The 17,871-nt window shown below is 68.1% G+C and carries 12 protein-coding genes; 7 read left to right on the plus strand and 5 right to left on the minus strand.

Annotated elements, in window-relative coordinates:
- Window positions 1–83: 83 nt before the first annotated feature.
- The 6 genes from ACJQWL_RS02460 to ACJQWL_RS02485 all read left to right on the plus strand — a co-directional run bounded on the left by ACJQWL_RS02460 (window position 84) and on the right by ACJQWL_RS02485 (window position 8,028).
- Window positions 84–2,915: a 2-oxoglutarate dehydrogenase E1 component gene (locus tag ACJQWL_RS02460; RefSeq protein ID WP_330967678.1), complete on the plus strand. Its 2,832-nt coding sequence runs from the start codon at window positions 84–86 to the stop codon at window positions 2,913–2,915.
- Window positions 2,916–3,016: 101 nt separating this feature from the next.
- Entirely contained in the window at window positions 3,017–4,252 is a 1,236-nt protein-coding gene (gene sucB, locus ACJQWL_RS02465) for a dihydrolipoyllysine-residue succinyltransferase (RefSeq protein WP_330967679.1), read from the plus strand.
- Between the two features lie 61 nt (window positions 4,253–4,313).
- On the plus strand, window positions 4,314–5,756 hold the full coding sequence (lpdA, locus tag ACJQWL_RS02470) for a dihydrolipoyl dehydrogenase (protein WP_330967680.1): 1,443 nt from the start codon (window positions 4,314–4,316) through the stop codon (window positions 5,754–5,756).
- 167 nt (window positions 5,757–5,923) lie between these two features.
- Complete coding sequence (locus ACJQWL_RS02475) at window positions 5,924–6,517, plus strand: LOG family protein (protein WP_330967825.1); 594 nt, start codon at window positions 5,924–5,926, stop codon at window positions 6,515–6,517.
- 54 nt (window positions 6,518–6,571) lie between these two features.
- Entirely contained in the window at window positions 6,572–7,576 is a 1,005-nt protein-coding gene (locus tag ACJQWL_RS02480) for a YhdH/YhfP family quinone oxidoreductase (RefSeq protein WP_330967681.1), read from the plus strand.
- Window positions 7,577–7,662: 86 nt separating this feature from the next.
- On the plus strand, window positions 7,663–8,028 hold the full coding sequence (locus ACJQWL_RS02485; RefSeq protein WP_330967682.1) for a response regulator: 366 nt from the start codon (window positions 7,663–7,665) through the stop codon (window positions 8,026–8,028).
- A gap of 81 nt (window positions 8,029–8,109) precedes the next feature.
- Here ACJQWL_RS02485 and ACJQWL_RS02490 read toward each other — a convergent pair whose 3' ends face one another.
- On the minus strand, window positions 8,110–9,009 hold the full coding sequence (locus ACJQWL_RS02490) for a DnaJ C-terminal domain-containing protein (protein ID WP_330967683.1): 900 nt from the start codon (window positions 9,007–9,009) through the stop codon (window positions 8,110–8,112).
- Between the two features lie 257 nt (window positions 9,010–9,266).
- Here ACJQWL_RS02490 and ACJQWL_RS02495 point away from each other — a divergent pair, with 257 nt between their 5' ends.
- Window positions 9,267–9,767: a peroxiredoxin gene (locus ACJQWL_RS02495; RefSeq protein WP_330967684.1), complete on the plus strand. Its 501-nt coding sequence runs from the start codon at window positions 9,267–9,269 to the stop codon at window positions 9,765–9,767.
- Window positions 9,768–9,849: 82 nt separating this feature from the next.
- Here the strand turns inward: ACJQWL_RS02495 and gyrA are convergent, their stop codons facing one another.
- From gyrA to ligA, 4 genes are all read right to left on the minus strand, one after another.
- Window positions 9,850–12,489, minus strand: a complete 2,640-nt coding sequence (gyrA, locus tag ACJQWL_RS02500) for a DNA gyrase subunit A (RefSeq protein WP_330967685.1) — start codon at window positions 12,487–12,489, stop codon at window positions 9,850–9,852.
- 531 nt (window positions 12,490–13,020) lie between these two features.
- The gene (mtnA, locus tag ACJQWL_RS02505) at window positions 13,021–14,076 is read right to left on the minus strand and encodes an S-methyl-5-thioribose-1-phosphate isomerase (RefSeq protein ID WP_330967686.1); all 1,056 of its coding nucleotides are present in this window, start codon (window positions 14,074–14,076) and stop codon (window positions 13,021–13,023) included.
- A gap of 204 nt (window positions 14,077–14,280) precedes the next feature.
- Window positions 14,281–15,261 (minus strand): EF-P lysine aminoacylase EpmA, encoded by a 981-nt coding sequence (gene epmA, locus ACJQWL_RS02510; protein WP_330967687.1) that lies wholly within the window; start codon window positions 15,259–15,261, stop codon window positions 14,281–14,283.
- A 119-nt stretch (window positions 15,262–15,380) separates the two neighbouring features.
- Window positions 15,381–17,720, minus strand: coding sequence for an NAD-dependent DNA ligase LigA (gene ligA, locus ACJQWL_RS02515; RefSeq protein WP_330967688.1), 2,340 nt, complete (start codon window positions 17,718–17,720; stop codon window positions 15,381–15,383).
- Between the last annotated feature and the right edge of the window lie 151 nt (window positions 17,721–17,871).

The raw sequence follows: 17,871 nt of genomic DNA on the forward strand, positions 1-17,871 counted from the left end.
ATAATTCGGGGTTCTTGGGCCTGTTCATGCGCTCGTGCGCCCGTTTGGCCCCGACCTCCCCTTCCGAGTCTCCCGACCCCATCGTGGACAATCTGCTGAAGCACTTCTCCCAGTCCTCGCAACTTGGCGCCAACGGCGCATACATCGAAGACCTGTACGAGCAGTACCTGGTCGACCCGGAGTCGGTCGGCGCCAAGTGGCGCACCTACTTCGACGGCTTCCGGGGACGGGAAGCGGGCGACCTGCCGCACTCCGCAGCCATTGCCAGCATCGCCCAGGCCGCCAAGCGAGCCGCCAATGGCAAGCCCGCAGGGGGCTCGGGCACCGGGGACGAGCGCGAGCGCGGCGTCGGCAAGCTGATCACCGCCTACCGTTCGCGTGGCCACCTGGCGGCCAACATCGACCCGTTGGGCCTGCTGGAGAAGCCCGACGCGCCGGATTTGGCGCTGGGCTTCCACCGCCTGTCCGAAAGCGACCTGGACGCGTCTTTCAGCACCGGGGGGCTCGCGGGCCAGGAGCGCATGAAGCTGCGCGACATCCTCGCCACGCTGAAGGCCACCTACACCGGCAGCATCGGCGCCGAGTTCATGCACATCACCGATGCCGAACAGCGCCGCTGGGTGTACGAACGGCTGGAAGCGGCTGCCGGCAAGTTCGGCTTCGGTACCGATGCGAAACGCCGCATCCTGGAACGCCTGACCGCGGCCGACGGACTTGAGCGCTACCTGGGCACCAAGTACGTCGGCCAGAAGCGTTTCTCGCTGGAAGGCGGCGATTCACTGATCCCGCTGATGGACACCACCATTCGCCGGGCGGGCGAACAGGGCGCCCAGGACGTGGTGATCGGCATGGCCCATCGTGGCCGCCTCAACGTCCTGATCAACACGCTCGGCAAGCCACCGCGCCAGTTGTTCGACGAATTCGAAGGCAAGTTCGAACACGTCAACCACGAACTGGCCCAGACCGGCGACGTGAAGTACCACATGGGCTTCTCCGCCGACGTCGCCACCCCCGGCGGCCCTGTGCACCTTGCGCTGGCATTCAACCCCTCGCACCTGGAAATCGTCGACCCGGTCGTGACCGGAAGCGTGCGTTCCCGCCAGGCCCGCCGCGGCGAATCGGGCCGTGCGCAGGTGCTGCCGGTGCTGATGCATGGCGATGCGGCCTTCGCCGGCCAGGGCGTGGTCATGGAACTGCTGCAGATGTCGCAGGCGCGCGGTTTCGCCGTCGGCGGCACGCTCCACATCGTGATCAACAACCAGGTGGGCTTCACCACCAGCGAGCGCCAGGACGCCCGTTCGACGCTGTACTGCACCGACGTGGCCAAGATGGTCGGCGCGCCGGTGCTGCACGTGAACGGCGACGACCCCGAGGCGGTGGTGTTCTGCGCCGAGCTCGCGCTGGACTTCCGCAACCGGTTCGGCAAGGACGTGGTCATCGACCTGGTCTGCTACCGCCGCCATGGCCACAACGAGGCTGACGAGCCGGCCGCGACACAGCCGCTGATGTACCAGGTGATCCGCAAGCACCAGCCCCCGCGCGCGCTCTACGCCCAACAGCTGGTGGCCGAAGGCACGGTGACCGAGGCCGAGGCGCAGGCGATGGTCGATGCCTACCGCGACAAGCTCGACGAGGGCGTGGTCACCACCGAGGTGGTCGAAGTGAAGCCCGACGAATTCACGGTCGACTGGACCCGGTTCCTGAAGGGGAAGCTGGGCGACACGGTCGACACCACCTTCAAGCGCAATGAGCTGGACCGCCTCGCCACGGCGATCAACACGATCCCGGATGGCACCCGCCTGCATGGGCGCGTCGCCAAGATCTACGAGGACCGCCGCCGCATGGCGGCCGGCGAACAGGGCGGCGACTGGGGCTTCGCCGAGAACCTCGCCTACGCCACCTTGCTGACCGAGGGCTACCGCCTGCGCCTGGTGGGCCAGGACAGCGGCCGCGGCACGTTCTTCCACCGCCACGCGATCCTCCACGACCAGGATGGGAACGAAGCACACGTCCCGCTGCGTGGGCTGGTCGAGAATCCCACCGACGTCACCATCATCGACTCGCTGCTGAGCGAAGAGGCGGTGATGGGCTTCGAGTACGGCTACTCCAGCGCCGACCCGATGACGCTGGACATCTGGGAAGCCCAGTTCGGCGACTTCGCCAACGGCGCGCAGGTCGTCATCGACCAGTTCCTGTCCTCGGGCGAGGCGAAGTGGGGCCGCCTGTGCGGCCTGGCGCTGTTCCTGCCGCACGGCTACGAAGGCCAGGGCCCGGAGCACAGCTCGGCGCGGCTGGAGCGCTTCCTGCAGCTTTGCGCGCTGGACAACATGATGGTGTGCGTGCCGACCACCCCGGCGCAGGCGTACCACATGATCCGCCGCCAGATGCACATGGGCACCCGCAAGCCCCTGGTGGTGATGACGCCCAAGTCGCTCCTTCGCCACAAGCTCGCGGTGTCGACGATGGAGGACCTGGCCGACGGAGGCTTCCAGACGCTGATCCCGGACACCACCTGCACGGCGAAGAAAGCCAAGCGCGTGGTCGTGTGCTCGGGCAAGGTCTATTACGACCTGGTCGAGGAAGCCAACAAGCAGGAGCTCGAGGATGTCGCGCTCGTGCGCGTAGAGCAGCTCTACCCGTTCCCGCGCGAGGAGCTCAAGTCCGAGCTCAAGCGGCTGGGCGGCGTTGCCGACGTCGTGTGGTGCCAGGAAGAGCCCCAGAACCAGGGCGCGTGGTACCAGATCCGCCACCACCTCAGCTACTGCCTGCAGGGCAAGCAGTCACTGCATTACACCGGTCGCCTGCGCTCGCCGTCACCTGCCGCCGGGCATTTCGCGGACCACGTCGTCGAGCAGGCCAAGCTGGTCGCCGATGCCCTGGTCAATCCCCTGCAGGGCGAGGACTGCGCCGAATAACACGGCGCCGCACCAGCGCCGCGCGCACGCTCGACACTCCCGGCCAGTCCGGGACCCGACATCACCGTTTTGGATCGACCCATTTCTAAGGACGTTTTCCCATGAGCACCGAAATCAAAGTCCCGGTACTGCCCGAGTCCGTGTCGGACGCCACCATCGCCACCTGGCACAAGAAGCCGGGCGACGCGGTCAAGCGCGACGAGAACCTGGTCGACCTGGAGACCGACAAGGTCGTGCTGGAGGTGCCCTCGCCCGTCGACGGCGTGCTCAAGGAGATCAAGTTCGACAGCGGCGCGACCGTGACCAGCGAGCAGGTGCTGGCCATCGTCGAGGCGGGCGCGGCAGCCCCGGCCGAGCACACGCCCGCGCCCGCCGCGTCGCCGGCAGAAGCAAAGAAGCAGGAGGCCGACACCCGGCCCGTGCAGCCCAAGGCCGAAGCCGCCAACCCTGCCTCCAAGTCATCCAAGTCATCCAAGTCGTCCAAGGGCGACGAATTGCCGCCGGGCGCACGCTTCACCGCCGCCAAGGAAGGCATCGATCCCGGGCAGGTCGAGGGCACCGGCCGCCGCGGCGCGGTGACCAAGGAAGACATCGTCAACTATGCGCGCAGCGGTGGCGTCGGCAAGGCGGGTGGCCCACGTCCCGAGGAGCGCGTGCCGATGACCCGCATGCGCGCGCGCATCGCCGAGCGCCTGATGGAGTCGAAGAACTCCACAGCCATGCTGACCTCGTTCAACGAGGTGAACCTGGGCAAGGTCATGGCCATGCGCAAGGAACTGGGCGAGTCGTTCCAGAAGGAACACGGCATCAAGCTCGGCTTCATGAGCTTCTTCGCAAAGGCCGCCGCCAACGCGCTGTTGAAGTACCCGCTGGTGAATGCCTCGGTCGACGGCAAGGACATCGTCTACCACGGCTATGCCGACATCTCGATCGCGGTGTCCACTGACAAGGGCCTGGTCACGCCCGTGCTGCGCAACGTGGAGCGCATGGGCTTCGCCGACGTGGAAAAGGGCATCGACGGGTTCGCCAGGGCCGCGCGAGAGGGCGGGCTCAAGCTGGAGGACCTGCAGGGCGGCACCTTCACCATCACCAACGGCGGCACCTTCGGCTCGTTGATGTCCACGCCGATCATCAATCCGCCGCAGTCGGCGATCCTCGGCATGCACACCATCAAGGAGCGCGCGATCGTCGAGAACGGCCAGGTCATAGCCGCGCCGATGATGTACATCGCGCTGAGCTACGACCACCGCATCATCGACGGCAAGGACGCGGTGCTGTTCCTGGTCGACATCAAGAACCAGCTCGAGAACCCGCACCGCATGCTGCTGGGCATGTAATCGCCCGCGCAAGCCCCGCCCCGTGCGGGGCTTCTCGCAACGAGCCACAAGGAACATTGAAATGAGCGAACAGCAGAACTTCGACGTCGTCGTGATCGGTGCCGGTCCCGCCGGTTACCACGCCGCGATCCGTGCCGCCCAGCTTGGCCTGAAGACCGCCTGCATCGACGCTGCACTTGGCAAGGACGGCAAGCCGGCCCTTGGCGGCACCTGCCTGCGCGTGGGCTGCATCCCCTCCAAGGCGCTGCTGGATTCCTCGCGCCAGTTCTGGAACATGCACCACCTCTTCGACGAGCACGGCATCAGCTTCAAGGACGCGAAGATGGACGTGTCCCAGATGGTCGGGCGCAAGGACAAGATCGTGAAGCAGTTCACCGGCGGCATCGCGATGCTGTTCAAGGCGAACAAGGTCGCCACGTTCTACGGCTTCGGCACCCTCCACAAGGGCAACGTGGTCAAGGTCAAGCAGCACGACGGCAGCGAAGTCGAGCTCAAGGGCACCAACGTGGTTATCGCGGCCGGGTCGGATTCCATCGAGCTGCCGTTCGCGAAGTTCGACGGTGATGCCATCGTCGACAACGTCGGCGCGCTCGACTTCACCGCGGTGCCCAAGCGCCTGGGCGTGATCGGCGCCGGCGTGATCGGCCTGGAACTGGGCAGCGTGTGGAAGCGGCTGGGCGCGGAGGTCACCATCCTCGAGGCGATGCCCGAATTCCTCGCCGCCACAGATGCGGAGGTCGCCAGGACCGCCGCCAAGGAATTCAAGAAGCAGGGCCTGGACATCAAGCTGGGCGCCAAGGTCAGCAAGGCCGAGGTCAAGTCCAAGGGCAAGTCCAAGGAAGTGCACCTCACCTACGCCGACAAGGATGGCGAGCAATCGATGGTGGTCGACAAGCTGTTGGTGGCCGTGGGCCGCAAGGCAGCGAGCAAGGGCCTGCTGGCCGATGGCACCGGCGTGAAGCTCGATGACCGCGGCCGCATCGAGGTGGATGAGCACTGCCACACCGGCGTCGACGGCGTCTGGGCGGTCGGCGACTGCGTCCGCGGGCCGATGCTGGCGCACAAGGGTTTCGAGGAAGGCATCGCCGTCGCCGAACTCATTGCCGGCCTGCCCGGCCACGTCAACCTCGATACCGTGCCCTGGGTGATCTACACCGAGCCGGAAATCGCCTGGGTCGGCAAGACGGAGCAGCAGCTCAAGGAAGAAGGCGTGCCCTACAAAACCGGCAGCTTCCCGTTCGCGGCCGTGGGCAGGGCGGTAGCCATGGGCGAGCCGGCCGGCTTCGTCAAGGTCATCGCGCACGAAGAGACCGATCGCGTCCTGGGCCTGCACCTGGTCGGTGTCGGCGTCTCCGAGCTGGTCCACGAAGGCGTGCTGACCATGGAGTTCAACGGCTCGGCCGACGACCTGGCGCGCATCTGCCACGCCCACCCGACCCTGTCGGAGGCGATCCACGATGCCGCCATGGCCGTGGACAAGCGCGCGATCCACAAGGCGAACTGAGCCCGTGCCATCCCGCCCCCGGCGCTGGCCGGGCGCGGGGTTCGGCCGACAGGGCTGCTCCCGTCCTGCTCTGGCCAGGACGGCTGGTCGACCGGCCAGCCGGGTCGACAAGGCTGCTGGCATGCCACCGAAACAAAGGCCCGACGATGCCTGACACCCCCACCACGATCCGCTCCATCTGCGTCTACTGCGGCTCGAACGCGGGCTCCCGCCCCGCTTACACCGAACGGGCCATGGCGCTGGGCCAGCGCTTGGCTGGCGACGGCATCGCCCTGGTCTACGGGGGCGGCAACGTCGGCCTGATGGGCGTTGTTGCCGACGCGGCGCTGGAGGCTGGCGGCGAGGTGGTTGGCGTCATCCCCGAGCAGCTCGTCGGCTGGGAAGTCGCCCACCGCGGCGTCACCCGACTTGAAGTCGTCGCCAACATGCACGAGCGCAAGGCTCGCATGTTCGACCTTGCCGACGGGTTCGTCGCCCTGCCCGGCGGCTTCGGCACGCTGGACGAAATGTTCGAGATGCTGACCTGGCGACAGCTGGGCATCGGCAACAAGCCCTGCGCGTTCCTTGATGTCGACGGCTTCTACGCACCGCTGGTATCGATGATGGACCGCATGGTCGCCGAGCGATTCCTCCATGCCGACCAGCGCCAGGACCTGTGGCACGGCGAGGATATCGACACCATGCTGGCCTGGATGCATGCATACAGCCCGGCCGGCGCGGAAAAATGGCTGGACGAGAAGCGGCGAAAGGCATTGCGGTAACCGCCCGCGTCCCCACAGATCACCAGCCCGGCGGTCGCCGGGGCGAGGAGCCCTATGGATACGTTGCCCGATACCTTCTCCGCCTTCCGCATCCACGACGATGCCGACGGCTACCGCAGTGGCCTGGAGACCATCCGGCTGGATGACCTCGCCGCGGGCGAGATCGTCATCAGGACCGCCTACTCGTCAGTCAACTTCAAGGATGCCCTAGCCGGCACCGGGCAGGGCAAGATCCTGCGCCGTTTCCCGCTGGTGGGTGGCATCGATGTCGCCGGCCACGTGGTGGCGTCCAGCGACCGCACGTTCAAGGAAGGTGACGCGGTAATCGTCACCGGCTGCGGCCTGAGCGAGACCCGCGACGGCGGCTATGCCGAATACGCGCGGCTGGAGTCGCGGTGGGCCATCGCGCTGCCCCGGGGCCTGAGCCTGCGCGAAAGCATGATCCTCGGTACGGCGGGCTTCACTGCCGCACTCGCGCTACTGCGCATGGTCGAGAACCGGCAGGTGCCGGCGCTCGGCCCGTTGGCCGTCACCGGGGCCAGCGGAGGCGTCGGCTCGCTGGCGGTGGACATCTTCAGCCGTGCGGGTTTCGAGGTGCATGCCGTCAGCGGCAAGGCCGACCAAGTGGATTACCTCAAGTCGATCGGCGCCAGCGAAGTGGTCGGGCGCGATGCGCTGTCGACCCGCCGCCCGATGGAATCCGCGCGCTTTGGCGGCGGCCTGGACAATGTCGGCGGGCCGATGCTCGCCAGCCTGCTGGCCCAGACCGCTCCGTACGGCAACGTGGCAAGTGCCGGCCTGGCGGCCACGCACGTGCTGGAGAGCACCGTCATGCCGTTCATCATCCGCGGCGTGTCGCTGCTCGGGGTCGCATCGGCCGGTACCGCGCGGGACATCCGCGAGGCGGTCTGGCAGCACCTCGCCAGCGAATGGAAGCCCCGGCACCTGGAGCGCATCTGCACCCGCGAGGCCACCCTGGACCAGCTCCAGGATGTCTTCCCGGTCATGCTGGGCGGGGGATCTCTGGGTCGCACGCTGGTGCGGATCGGCGGCGGCTGAAGAAGTCCAGCCGGTACACTGGGCAGCGCCGATTTGCGGGGCCGCCGCGGCCAGCTACAATCGGCACCATTTCCCGGGGACTGACCATGGCGCGCATTCTGATCGTGGACGACTCACCGTCCCAGCTGGTGGGCATCAAGCGCATCGTCGAAAAGCTGGGCCATGACACCGTGACCGCCGAGGATGGCGCAGCCGGCGTGGAAGCAGCCAAGCGCGAACTCCCCGACCTGGTGTTGATGGACGTGGTCATGCCGAACCTCAACGGGTTCCAGGCAACGCGGTCGATCGCGCGCGATCCCGCCACCAAGCACATCCCGGTCGTACTGGTGACGACCAAGGACCAGGACACCGACCGGGTCTGGGGGATGCGCCAGGGCGCGAAGGCCTATATCACCAAGCCGTTCAACGAGGCCGACCTGGCCGAAGTGCTGGGGCAGCTGCTGCCCGGCTAGGACCGCCCAACCCAGCCCCGTCCGCGAGCGCCTCCCTTCAGGAGGCGACCGCGTGCCGTCACGGAAGGCGTGCCCCGCTTCTCAGGCCCTGCGCCAGTCGCTCCCGAAAGAATCGCGCATCGCCTCGTACGCCTGGGTCTGCGCGGTGTCCTGCGGGGGCGGCGCCAGCACCTCCAGCTCGACGATCTGGTCGCCATCCGGGGTGCCCGGCAAACCCCGGCCGCGCAGTCGGAGCTTGCGACCGGCCTCCGATCGCGCCGGCACTTTCAATTCGACCGCCCCGCCCAACGTCGGAACACTGACAGTCGCCCCCAGTGCCGCTTCCCACGGGGCCACTGGCAGCTGGTGGATGATGTTGCGTCCGTCGACCTCGAACTGCGGATGCGCGGCGTACTCCACCTCCAGCAGCAGGTGGCCGCCCGCCTCGCCCTGCCCCGCCAGGCGGATCACCTGACCCTCGCGGACGCCCCGCGGAACGCGCACGTCGAGCATCCTGCCGTTGATGCCGATGCGCACCGAACCGCCCTGGAAGACCGTCTCCAGCGAAATGGCGAGCTTGGCCCGGGTGTCGCCCGCCGGTCGCGGACGGCCCTGGAAACCGGGGCTGCTTCGCGCGCGCTGGCGCCCGAACATCGTTTCGAAGAAGTCGCTGAAACCGCCGCCGGCACCACCGCCGGCAAAGATCTCCTCGAAATCCACGCCGCCGTAGCCCTGCGCCCCACCGAACCCGCCAGGCGGGGGCTGCACCTCGTCGCCCGGGCGGTAGCCGTGCGCGCGCAACTGGTCGTAGGCGGTCCGCTTCTGGGGATCGCGCAGGGCCTCGTAGGCTTCGTTGATCGCCTTGAAGCGCTCTTCCGCCCCGGACTCCTTGCTCACGTCCGGATGGTACTTGCGGGCCATGCGGCGGTAGGCGGTCTTGATTTCCGCCTCGCCCGCGGAGGCCTCGACCCCCAGCGTCTCGTAGTAGTCCTTGAACTGCATGGCGCCTCTTGTGAGTAGTCGGAAAACAATCCGCGTGCGGTCGGCGCGCGTGCGCCCCGGAGCGGGGAGCGCCCGCAGCCGCAGGTCGACGACTGCACACAATGGCCACGTCCGGCGCGATTTCAAGTGAAGGATCGCGCGCCGCGCGGCCTTGGGCGTGCCGCAAGCGCGCAATGGCAACCTGTGTACCGGTCTTGACGCCGCCCGGGGCAACGCCCACCTAGACTGTGGCGCTACCCCCAACGAAAGGCCACCCCATGAGCATCCAGGTCGGCGACCGCATTCCCGAGGTCCCGCTGCAGCGCATCCGTGACGGCATCGAAACCGTCGACACCAACAACCTGTTCGATGGCAGGCGCATCGTGCTGTTCGCAGTGCCGGGCGCTTTCACCCCGACCTGTTCGGAGAAGCACCTGCCCGGCTTCGTCGAGCGCTTCGAGGACTTCCGCAAGCGCGGCATCGACGTTGCCTGCATGTCGGTCAACGACCCCTTCGTGATGCAGGCCTGGGGCGAGGCCCACGCAGTGCCGGACGGCCTGATGATGCTCGCCGACGGCAACGGGGATTTCGCCCGTGCGCTGGGACTGCAGCTCGACGCCAGTGCGTATGGCATGGGCACTCGGGCCAAGCGCTTCGCGCTGTATGCGGAGAACGGCGTCGTGCGCGAACTGCAGGTGGAGGCCCCGGGCGAGTTCCGCGTGTCCTCGGCCGAGCACATGCTGGGCCTGCTCGATTCGGCGGACGCAGCGTCCAGCTGACCCTCCTCCGTCCCTTTCAGACCCCCGACACGACGACGCCGCCCGAGGGCGGCGTCGTCGTGTCCGGTGCTCCGAAGCCTGGTCAGCCGGCGTCGGACGCGGGCACGGGACTGGCCGCGCCGACAGGATCCACGCCGGCACTACCGGCGATCGGCGCTCCAGCCAGCTCCCCGTCCTCGCCGTCGTTCTCCTCGTCGAGCGAGGCATCCAGGCGCTCCACCGCCTGCAGAGTCTCGTCGGCCGCCAGACGCATCAGGGTCACGCCCTGGGTGTTGCGGCTGACCTGCGAGATTTCCGATGCCCGGGTGCGTACCAGCGTCCCGCCGTCCGAAATCAGCAGTACCTCGTGGTGCTCGCCCAGCTGCACGGCGCCGACCAGTTGGCCGTTGCGCTCGCTGGTCTTGATCGCCAGCACGCCCTGGGTACCCCGGCCCTTGCGCGGGTACTCGGCCTGCGGCGTGCGCTTTCCGTAGCCGCGCTCGCTGGCGGTGAGGATGTCGCCGTCCTCTTCCACCACGATCAGGCTGACCACCCGCTCGCCTGCGGCCAGTCGAATGCCGCGGACGCCGGTGGCGGTACGGCCCATCGAACGGACCGATGCCTCGTCGAAACGCACTGCCTTGCCATTGCTGGCGAACAGCATGATGTCGCGCTCGCCATCGGTCAGCTCGGCGTTGACCAGCGCATCGCCCTCGTCCAGGTTGATCGCGATCTTGCCGCGCTGGAGCCGGTAGGCGAACTCGGTCAGCGGAGTCTTCTTGACCGTGCCGTTGCGGGTGGCGAAGAACACGAACTTGCCTTCCTCGTACTCGCGCACCGGGACCACCGCCTGGACCTGCTCGCCGGTCTCCAGCGGGATCCAGTTGATGATGGGACGGCCGCGTGCGTTCGGCCCGGCGTCCGGCAACTGGTGTACCGACAGCCAGAACACCCGGCCGGCGCTGGTGAAGGTGAGCAGCGTGTCGTGGGTGTTGACCAGCCACAGCTTGTCGATGAAATCCTCGTCCTTGGTCGCCGCGGCATTGCGCCCGCGCCCGCCCCGCTTCTGCGCGCGATAGGCGGTGATGGGCTGGCGCTTGGCGTAACCGGCGTGGGACAGGGTGACCACCACGTCTTCCGGGGCGATCAGGTCGAGGATGTCCAGGTCCTCTTCGCTCTGGCGGATTTCGCTGCGGCGCGGGTCGCCGAACTCTTCCTTGACGTTGCGCAGCTCGGTGCGGATCACCTCCAGCAGCACGTCGGGGTTCTCGAGGATCTCGATCAGCCCGCGGATCGTCTCCAGCAGCAGCTTGTATTCCTCGGTGAGCTTTTCCTGTTCCAGCCCGGTCAGGCGGTGCAGGCGCATCTCTAGGATCTGCTGGGCCTGGGTCTCGGTCAGCTGGTAGCCGCCGTCGAGCAGGCCCACGCCCGCCGGCAGGTCCTCGGGCCGGGAGGCATCGGCGCCGGCAGCCGCCAGCAGCGCGCCGACCAGGCCGGGCTCCCACGTCCGCGCCAGCATGCGCTCGCGCGCCTCGTTGGGGTTGGCCGACGTCTTGATCAGTTCGATCATCTCGTCGATGTTGGCCAGTGCGACCGTCAGGCCTTCAAGGATGTGCGCGCGTGCGCGCGCCTTGCGCAGGTCGAAGATGGTGCGGCGGGTGACCACCTCGCGGCGGTGGCGGACGAACGCCTGCAGCACCTGCTTGAGGTTCAGCAACTGGGGGCGCCCGTCGACCAGCGCCACCATGTTGATGCCGAACACCGACTCCATCTGGGTCTGCTGGTAGAGGTTGTTGAGCACGACCTCCGCGGACTCGCCGCGCTTGACCTCGACGTAGATGCGCATGCCGTCCTTGTCGGACTCGTCGCGCAGCTCGCTGATGCCCTCGAGCTTCTTTTCCTTGACCAGTTCGGCGATCTTCTCGATCAGCCGCGCCTTGTTGACCTGGTAGGGGATCTCGGTGACGACGATCGCCTCGCGGCCGTTGTCGGCCACTTCGATCTCCGCCCGCGCGCGCATCCGCACCCGGCCACGGCCGGTGCGGTAGGCGGTGATGATCCCGGCGGTGCCGTTGATGATGCCTGCGGTCGGGAAGTCGGGGCCGGGGATGTGCTCCATCAGCCCGTCGACGTCGATCTCGGGCTGGTCGATCAGCGCGATGGTCGCGTCGATCACCTCGGACATGTTGTGCGGCGGAATGTTGGTCGCCATGCCCACCGCGATGCCGGCCGAGCCGTTGACCAGCAGGTTCGGCACCCGGGTCGGCATGACCGTGGGCTCGAGCTCCTTCTCGTCGTAGTTGGGCTGGAAGTCGACGGTTTCCTTGTCGATGTCGGCGAGCAGCTCGTGGCTGATGCGCGACATCCGCGCCTCGGTGTATCGCATGGCCGCGGCGGAGTCGCCGTCGACCGAACCGAAGTTGCCCTGCCCGTCCACCAGCATGTAGCGCAGCGAGAACGGCTGGGCCATGCGCACGAGGGTGTCGTACACCGCCGAATCGCCGTGCGGGTGGTACTTGCCGATGACGTCACCGACGATGCGCGCCGACTTGTAGTACGGCTTGTTGCTGTGCGCGCCGAGCTCGTTCATCGCGAAGAGGACGCGCCGGTGCACGGGCTTGAGGCCGTCGCGCGCGTCGGGCAGTGCACGCCCGACGATGACGCTCATCGCATAATCCAGGTAGCTGCGGCGCATCTCGTCTTCGAGATTGACCGGGATGATTTCCTTGGCGAGTTCGGCCATCGGGTTTCCGTTGCTTGAGGCGGATCAGACCGATTCCACATGGGCCCAGCGCGGGCCACGGGGCGCCGTTCCGGACCCCCTTGGGATCGGCATAAAAAAGACGTGAAATCGTATCACGAACGAGGGGTCCGCGCACTGCTATTTTTACGCAGAAACAAGCACTTAGAGCCCGTTTCATGCGATTGCGAGCCTGTTCTCCCGCCTCTGGAGGCAGCGACGGGCCGGTTGTCGGCCGCCGCGGTCAGCCAGCGTCGCTCGTCGAACGTGGAATCGGCCGGCATGACGGCGGCGGGACATGCCCCGGGGGCGGGAGGGATCCAGCCACCGACCGCCATCGGAACGGACGCATCGCGATGTGCGATATCGCGCAGCCACGACTACCGGCCGCTCCTGACTGGCGTCAGCCGTGACCTACGCCACGATGGCCAGCCCGAGATCTGCCGCAGGCCGACGTGAGAAGTGGGGCCCAGCACCCGGTTGCCGGGTCATGTTCGATCCGGGCCGGTGCAATTGCGCGGCCCGGGAAGGCCCTCAGCAGAAAGCCGCCCGCATCCTGGGCTCGTCCGGCGTCTCGATGACGCCGCGCTCGGTCACGATCGCATCGATCAGCGTGTGTGGTGTCACGTCGAACACCGGGTTCCACGCATCGATCTGCTCGGCTGCGGTGCGCGCCGTGCCCAGCCCCAGCAGCTCGCCGGGGTCGCGCTCCTCGATCTCGATGCCGTCGCCGTTGGCCATTTCCATGTCGACGGTGGACGAGGGCGCGGCCACCATGAACTTCACCCCGTGGTGCCGCGCGGCCAGCGCCAGCTGGTAGGTGCCGATCTTGTTGGCGGTATCGCCGTTGGCGCAGATGCGGTCGGCGCCGACGATCACCCATTGCACCGCGCCCGTCTTCATCAGGTGCGAGGCCGCGGCATCGGCGATCAGGGTGGGTCGGATGCCGTCCTGCTGCAGCTCCCACGCGGTCAGGCGCGCCCCCTGCAGCCACGGCCGGGTCTCACCTGCGAATACCTTGTCGATGCGCCCCTGGGCAACGCCCGCGCGGATCACGCCGAGCGCGGTGCCGAAGCCCGCGGTGGCCAGTGAGCCGGTGTTGCAATGGGTCAGCACGCCGCTGCCTTCGTCGATCAGTGCCGCGCCGAGGGCACCCATGCGCCGGTTGGCGGCGAGGTCCTCGGCGGCGATCGCGTGGGCCTCGCGCTCGATCACCTCGCGCCAGTCGGCGCCGGCAGCGGCCAGCACCCGGCGCATGCGCGCCAGCGCCCACGCCAGGTTGACCGCCGTCGGGCGTGCGGCATTGAGGCGCTGCATCGCGGGCTCCAGTGCAGCGGCCGCTTCCGCGCCACTGGCGGCGCGTACGCCTCGAGCAGCCAGTAGCACGCCCCATGCGGCGGCGATGCCGATGGCCGGTGCGCCCCGCACCGTCAACGCATGGATGGCCCCGGCTACCTCGTCGCTGGTCTCGCAACGCACGTATTCCACGGTAAACGGGAGCTTGCGCTGGTCGAGCAGCTCCAGGGCGTCGCCGGTCCAGCGGATCGGGCGGACGCGGTCGTAGCGGTCGAAGTCGATGGTCTGGGTCATCCGGTGATTCTATCCGCAGCCCTGTAGGAGCGGCTTCAGCCGCGATCCATCGCTTGGCGGTCGAACTGAATGTAGGAGCGACGTGAGTCGCGATCGCTACTTGCGGATACCGTCGCGGCCACCCAAACCCGGTCGCGACCCACGTCGCTCCTACAGGAGGGGGCGAGCCGGATCGCGACTGAAGCCGCTCCTACAAGAGCAGGTCTAGGCGCGGGCGAAGTCGAAGGCGAGTACGTCGGCGATGCGATCGGTCCCGACCATCGCCATCAGCAGCCGGTCCACGCCCAGCGCGACGCCGGCGCAATCCGGGAAGCCCGACGCCAGCGCATTCAACAGGTGGTCGTCGCGGGCCGGAGCAGCGTCCCCGCGCGAGTCGCGTACCGCACAGTCCCGGTCGAAACGCGCACCCTGCTCCACCGGGTCGGCGAGCTCGTGGTAGCCGTTGGCGAGCTCCAGCGGCCCGAGGTACAGCTCGAAGCGCTGCGCTACCGGCGTGCCTTCTGCGTCGGGCGCGATCCGGGCCAACGCGCACTGGCTGGCGGGGTAATCGACCACCGCGGTCAGGCGGTCGGCCGGGAAACCCGGTTGCAGCCGGTGGGTCATCAGCAGGTCCAGCCAGTCGTCGCGCGACAGGCCGGCTGGGTCGATGACGGCATCCCCGAGGGCCTCTCGCAGGGCCTCGTCTGTGGCAGTCATCGGGTCCAGGCCGAGTGCCGCGCGGTAGAGGTCACGGTAGCGCACCCGCTGCAGGGTCGCGCCACGTCCAACCAGCGCAAGGGCCTGCATGATCAGTTCCGCGGTTTCGTCGACCAGCCGCTTGTGGTCCCAGCCGAGCCGGTACCACTCGAGCATCGTGAATTCCGGGTTGTGGCGGACGCCGGCCTCCCCATCCCGGAACACCCGCCCAAGCTCGTAGCAGTCGCCGAACCCCGCGGCCAGCAGCCGCTTGAGCGGGAATTCGGGTGACGTGCGCAGCCAGCGCGTACGCGGTGCGCCGTCGGTGCGCCCCGAGAACGGGGTCGAAAAAGACGCGACGTTGGGATCGGTGTTGCCGGCAAGCGACATCAGCGGCGTCTCGACTTCGGTGACGTCGCGCTCGGCGAAGAAGGCACGTATGCGGGCGTTGAGCGCTGCGCGAAGACGCAGCACGTCAAAGGAGGCCGCGGGCCGCCAATCAGGGAGCATCCGACCCACCCCCTGCGCGCGGGGCCGCTGCAGGAGCGGCTTCAGCCGCGATCGTGAAGCCGGTTCGCGCGGCCCGCCATCCGATCGCGGCTGAAGCGGCTCCTACAGGTGGCGCGGAGTCACTCATGGGCGGAGAGGAAGGCCTGCAGCCTCGCCTCGTCCCAGACCTCCACGCCCAGTGATTCGGCCCTGGCCAGTTTGGAGCCGGCGGCCTCACCGGCCACGACGAAGTCGGTCTTCTTCGATACGCTACCCGCGGCCTTTGCGCCCAGCGCTTCGAGCCGCGCCTTCGCTTCTTCGCGGGTCATCGACGCCAGCGTGCCGGTCAATACCACCGTCTTGCCGTCCAGCGGGCCGGCCGCGAGGGCGTCATCGGTGGGCAACGCCGCCAGCAGCGCCTGCATCGCCTCGAACGAGGAGGAAAGCAGCCGGCTGTTGGCCTCCACTTCCAGCCACGCGGCCAGTGCCGAGGCGGTATCGGCCGGCAGGCCGGCGGTCACGAAGGTGTGCTCGGGCGCATCGATCAGGGCGGCGGCATCCGGAAACGCTGCATCCAGCTGCCCGGCCCGGATACGCGTCACCTTCGGGATCTCCAGGTCCACCAGCAGCGATGCCAGTTCAAGACCGTCGCGCAACCGGGAAGTGGGCGGATGCTCGTCGCCGATCACCACGCCGCGCTCCAGCAGTTCGTCGATCACCTGCTGGTTTCCGGCCTGGTCGAAGAAGTGCCCGAGCGCACGCGCAACTTCGCCACCGATATCCGGTACATGCTTGAACAACGGCCAGGGCAGCCGGCGCACGGTCTGGAGCGAGCCGAACCACTGCGCCAGCGCCTTGGCAGTGCTTTCGCCGACGTGCTGGATGCCCAGCGCGAACAGGAAGCGCTCCAGCGTGGTGCGTCGGCTCTTCTCGATGGCTTCGACCAGGTTCTCCGCCCACTTGCTGGCCACCTTGCCGCCCCGGACCGTCTCCGGCGTGGTTCCGTCGCGCTCGTCCGCGCGGCGCTTCATCTCCAGCAGGTCGGCGAGGGTCAGCCGGTAGACGTCGGCAACAGACCGGACGTAGCCCAGGTCGACCAGCGCCTCGGCAAAGCGTTCTCCCAGGCCCTCCACGTCCATCGCCCGGCGGGAGACGAAGTGGCGGATGGCTTCCTTGCGCTGGGCGGCGCATGCGAGCCCACCCGAACACCGCCACACCGCCTCGCCCTCCTCGCGCACGATCTCCGAGCCGCAGACCGGGCACGCCGTCGGCATCGTCCAGGCCGGTGCGTGGGGGTCGCGGTTCCCGGGCATGGCCCGCACCACTTCCGGGATGACGTCGCCCGCCCGCCTCACGATGACCGTATCGCCGACCCTGACGTCGAGGCGGGCGATCTGGTCGGCGTTGTGCAACGTGGCGCTGGTCACGGTGACGCCCGCGACCTGCACGGCCTTCAGCCGCGCTACCGGGGTGACCGCCCCGGTGCGCCCGATCTGGATGTCGATGCCCTCCAGCAGCGTCGACTGTTCCTGCGCCGGGAACTTGTGCGCCAGCGCCCAGCGGGGGGCGCGCGAGACGAAGCCCAGCTGTTCCTGGCCGGCGTAGTCGTCCAGCTTGTAGACCACCCCGTCGATGTCGAACGGCAATGCGTCGCGGCGCTCGCCGATCGTCCGGTAATAGCCCAGCAGGCCCTCCAGTCCGCGCACGACGTCGCTCTCGCCGCTCACCGGGAAGCCCCATTCACGCAGCTTCGCCAGGGTCGCCGAATGCGTCGGCGGCAGCTCGCCGCCTTCGACCGCCCCGACGCCGTAGGCATAGAAGGCAAGCGGCCGCCGCGCCGTCACCCGCGGGTCCAGCTGGCGCAAGGAACCGGCCGCGCCATTGCGGGGGTTCGCCAGCACCTTGTCGCCCTCGTCCACGGCGCGCTCGTTGTAACGCCTGAAGGCCGCCAGCGGCATGTAGACCTCGCCCCGGACTTCGAGCACGGGTGGCCAGCCCTCGCCCCGCAACTGCAGCGGCACCGCTTTCACCGTGCGCAGGTTGGCGGTGACGTCCTCGCCCGTCGCGCCATCGCCGCGGGTCGCGCCCTGTACGAAGCGGCCCGCCTCGTAGCGCAGGCTGATCGCAAGGCCGTCGAGCTTGGGCTCGGCCGAAAAAACCGGTTCGTCATCGCCCAGCGATTGACGCACGCGTCGCACGAAATCCGCCACTTCCCCGTCTTCGAACGCGTTGCCCAGCGAGAGCATCGGCAACGCGTGTCGCACTTCATCGAACGCGCCGCTGGGCGCGATGCCCACCCGCTGGGTCGGCGAGTCCTCGCTGGCCAGTTCGGGATGCTCGGCCTCAAGCGCTTCCAGCTCCCGAAGCAGGCGGTCGTACTCGGCGTCCGGGATCGTCGGGTCGTCGAGTACGTAATAGCGGTAGTTGGCGTCGTCCAGCGTGCGCCGGAGTTCATCGATGCGGGCGGCGGGGCTGGGCATGTCAGGCGGGTCGGGGAATGTTCCGGGGGGTTTGCCACGGATATGCGCGGATACAGCGTTGGGCGTGCATTGCGCGAGTCATGCGGGTCCGGCCCATGTCCTCATTCCCGCGATGACGGGACTGACGCCCGGCGGCGCACGGAACCGGCAA

The organism is Novilysobacter viscosus, assembly GCF_046600715.1.
Taxonomy (GTDB): domain Bacteria; phylum Pseudomonadota; class Gammaproteobacteria; order Xanthomonadales; family Xanthomonadaceae; genus Lysobacter_C; species Lysobacter_C viscosus.

Coding starts and splice junctions, on each gene's coding strand:
- sucB (WP_330967679.1), top strand. CDS start 3,017: ATGAGCACCGAAATCAAAGTCCCGGTACTGCCCGAGTCCGTGTCGGAC.
- lpdA (WP_330967680.1), top strand. CDS start 4,314: ATGAGCGAACAGCAGAACTTCGACGTCGTCGTGATCGGTGCCGGTCCC.
- ACJQWL_RS02480 (WP_330967681.1), top strand. CDS start 6,572: ATGGATACGTTGCCCGATACCTTCTCCGCCTTCCGCATCCACGACGAT.
- ACJQWL_RS02485 (WP_330967682.1), top strand. CDS start 7,663: ATGGCGCGCATTCTGATCGTGGACGACTCACCGTCCCAGCTGGTGGGC.
- ACJQWL_RS02490 (WP_330967683.1), bottom strand. CDS start 9,009: ATGCAGTTCAAGGACTACTACGAGACGCTGGGGGTCGAGGCCTCCGCG.
- ACJQWL_RS02495 (WP_330967684.1), top strand. CDS start 9,267: ATGAGCATCCAGGTCGGCGACCGCATTCCCGAGGTCCCGCTGCAGCGC.
- gyrA (WP_330967685.1), bottom strand. CDS start 12,489: ATGGCCGAACTCGCCAAGGAAATCATCCCGGTCAATCTCGAAGACGAG.
- mtnA (WP_330967686.1), bottom strand. CDS start 14,076: ATGACCCAGACCATCGACTTCGACCGCTACGACCGCGTCCGCCCGATC.
- epmA (WP_330967687.1), bottom strand. CDS start 15,261: ATGCTCCCTGATTGGCGGCCCGCGGCCTCCTTTGACGTGCTGCGTCTT.
- ligA (WP_330967688.1), bottom strand. CDS start 17,720: ATGCCCAGCCCCGCCGCCCGCATCGATGAACTCCGGCGCACGCTGGAC.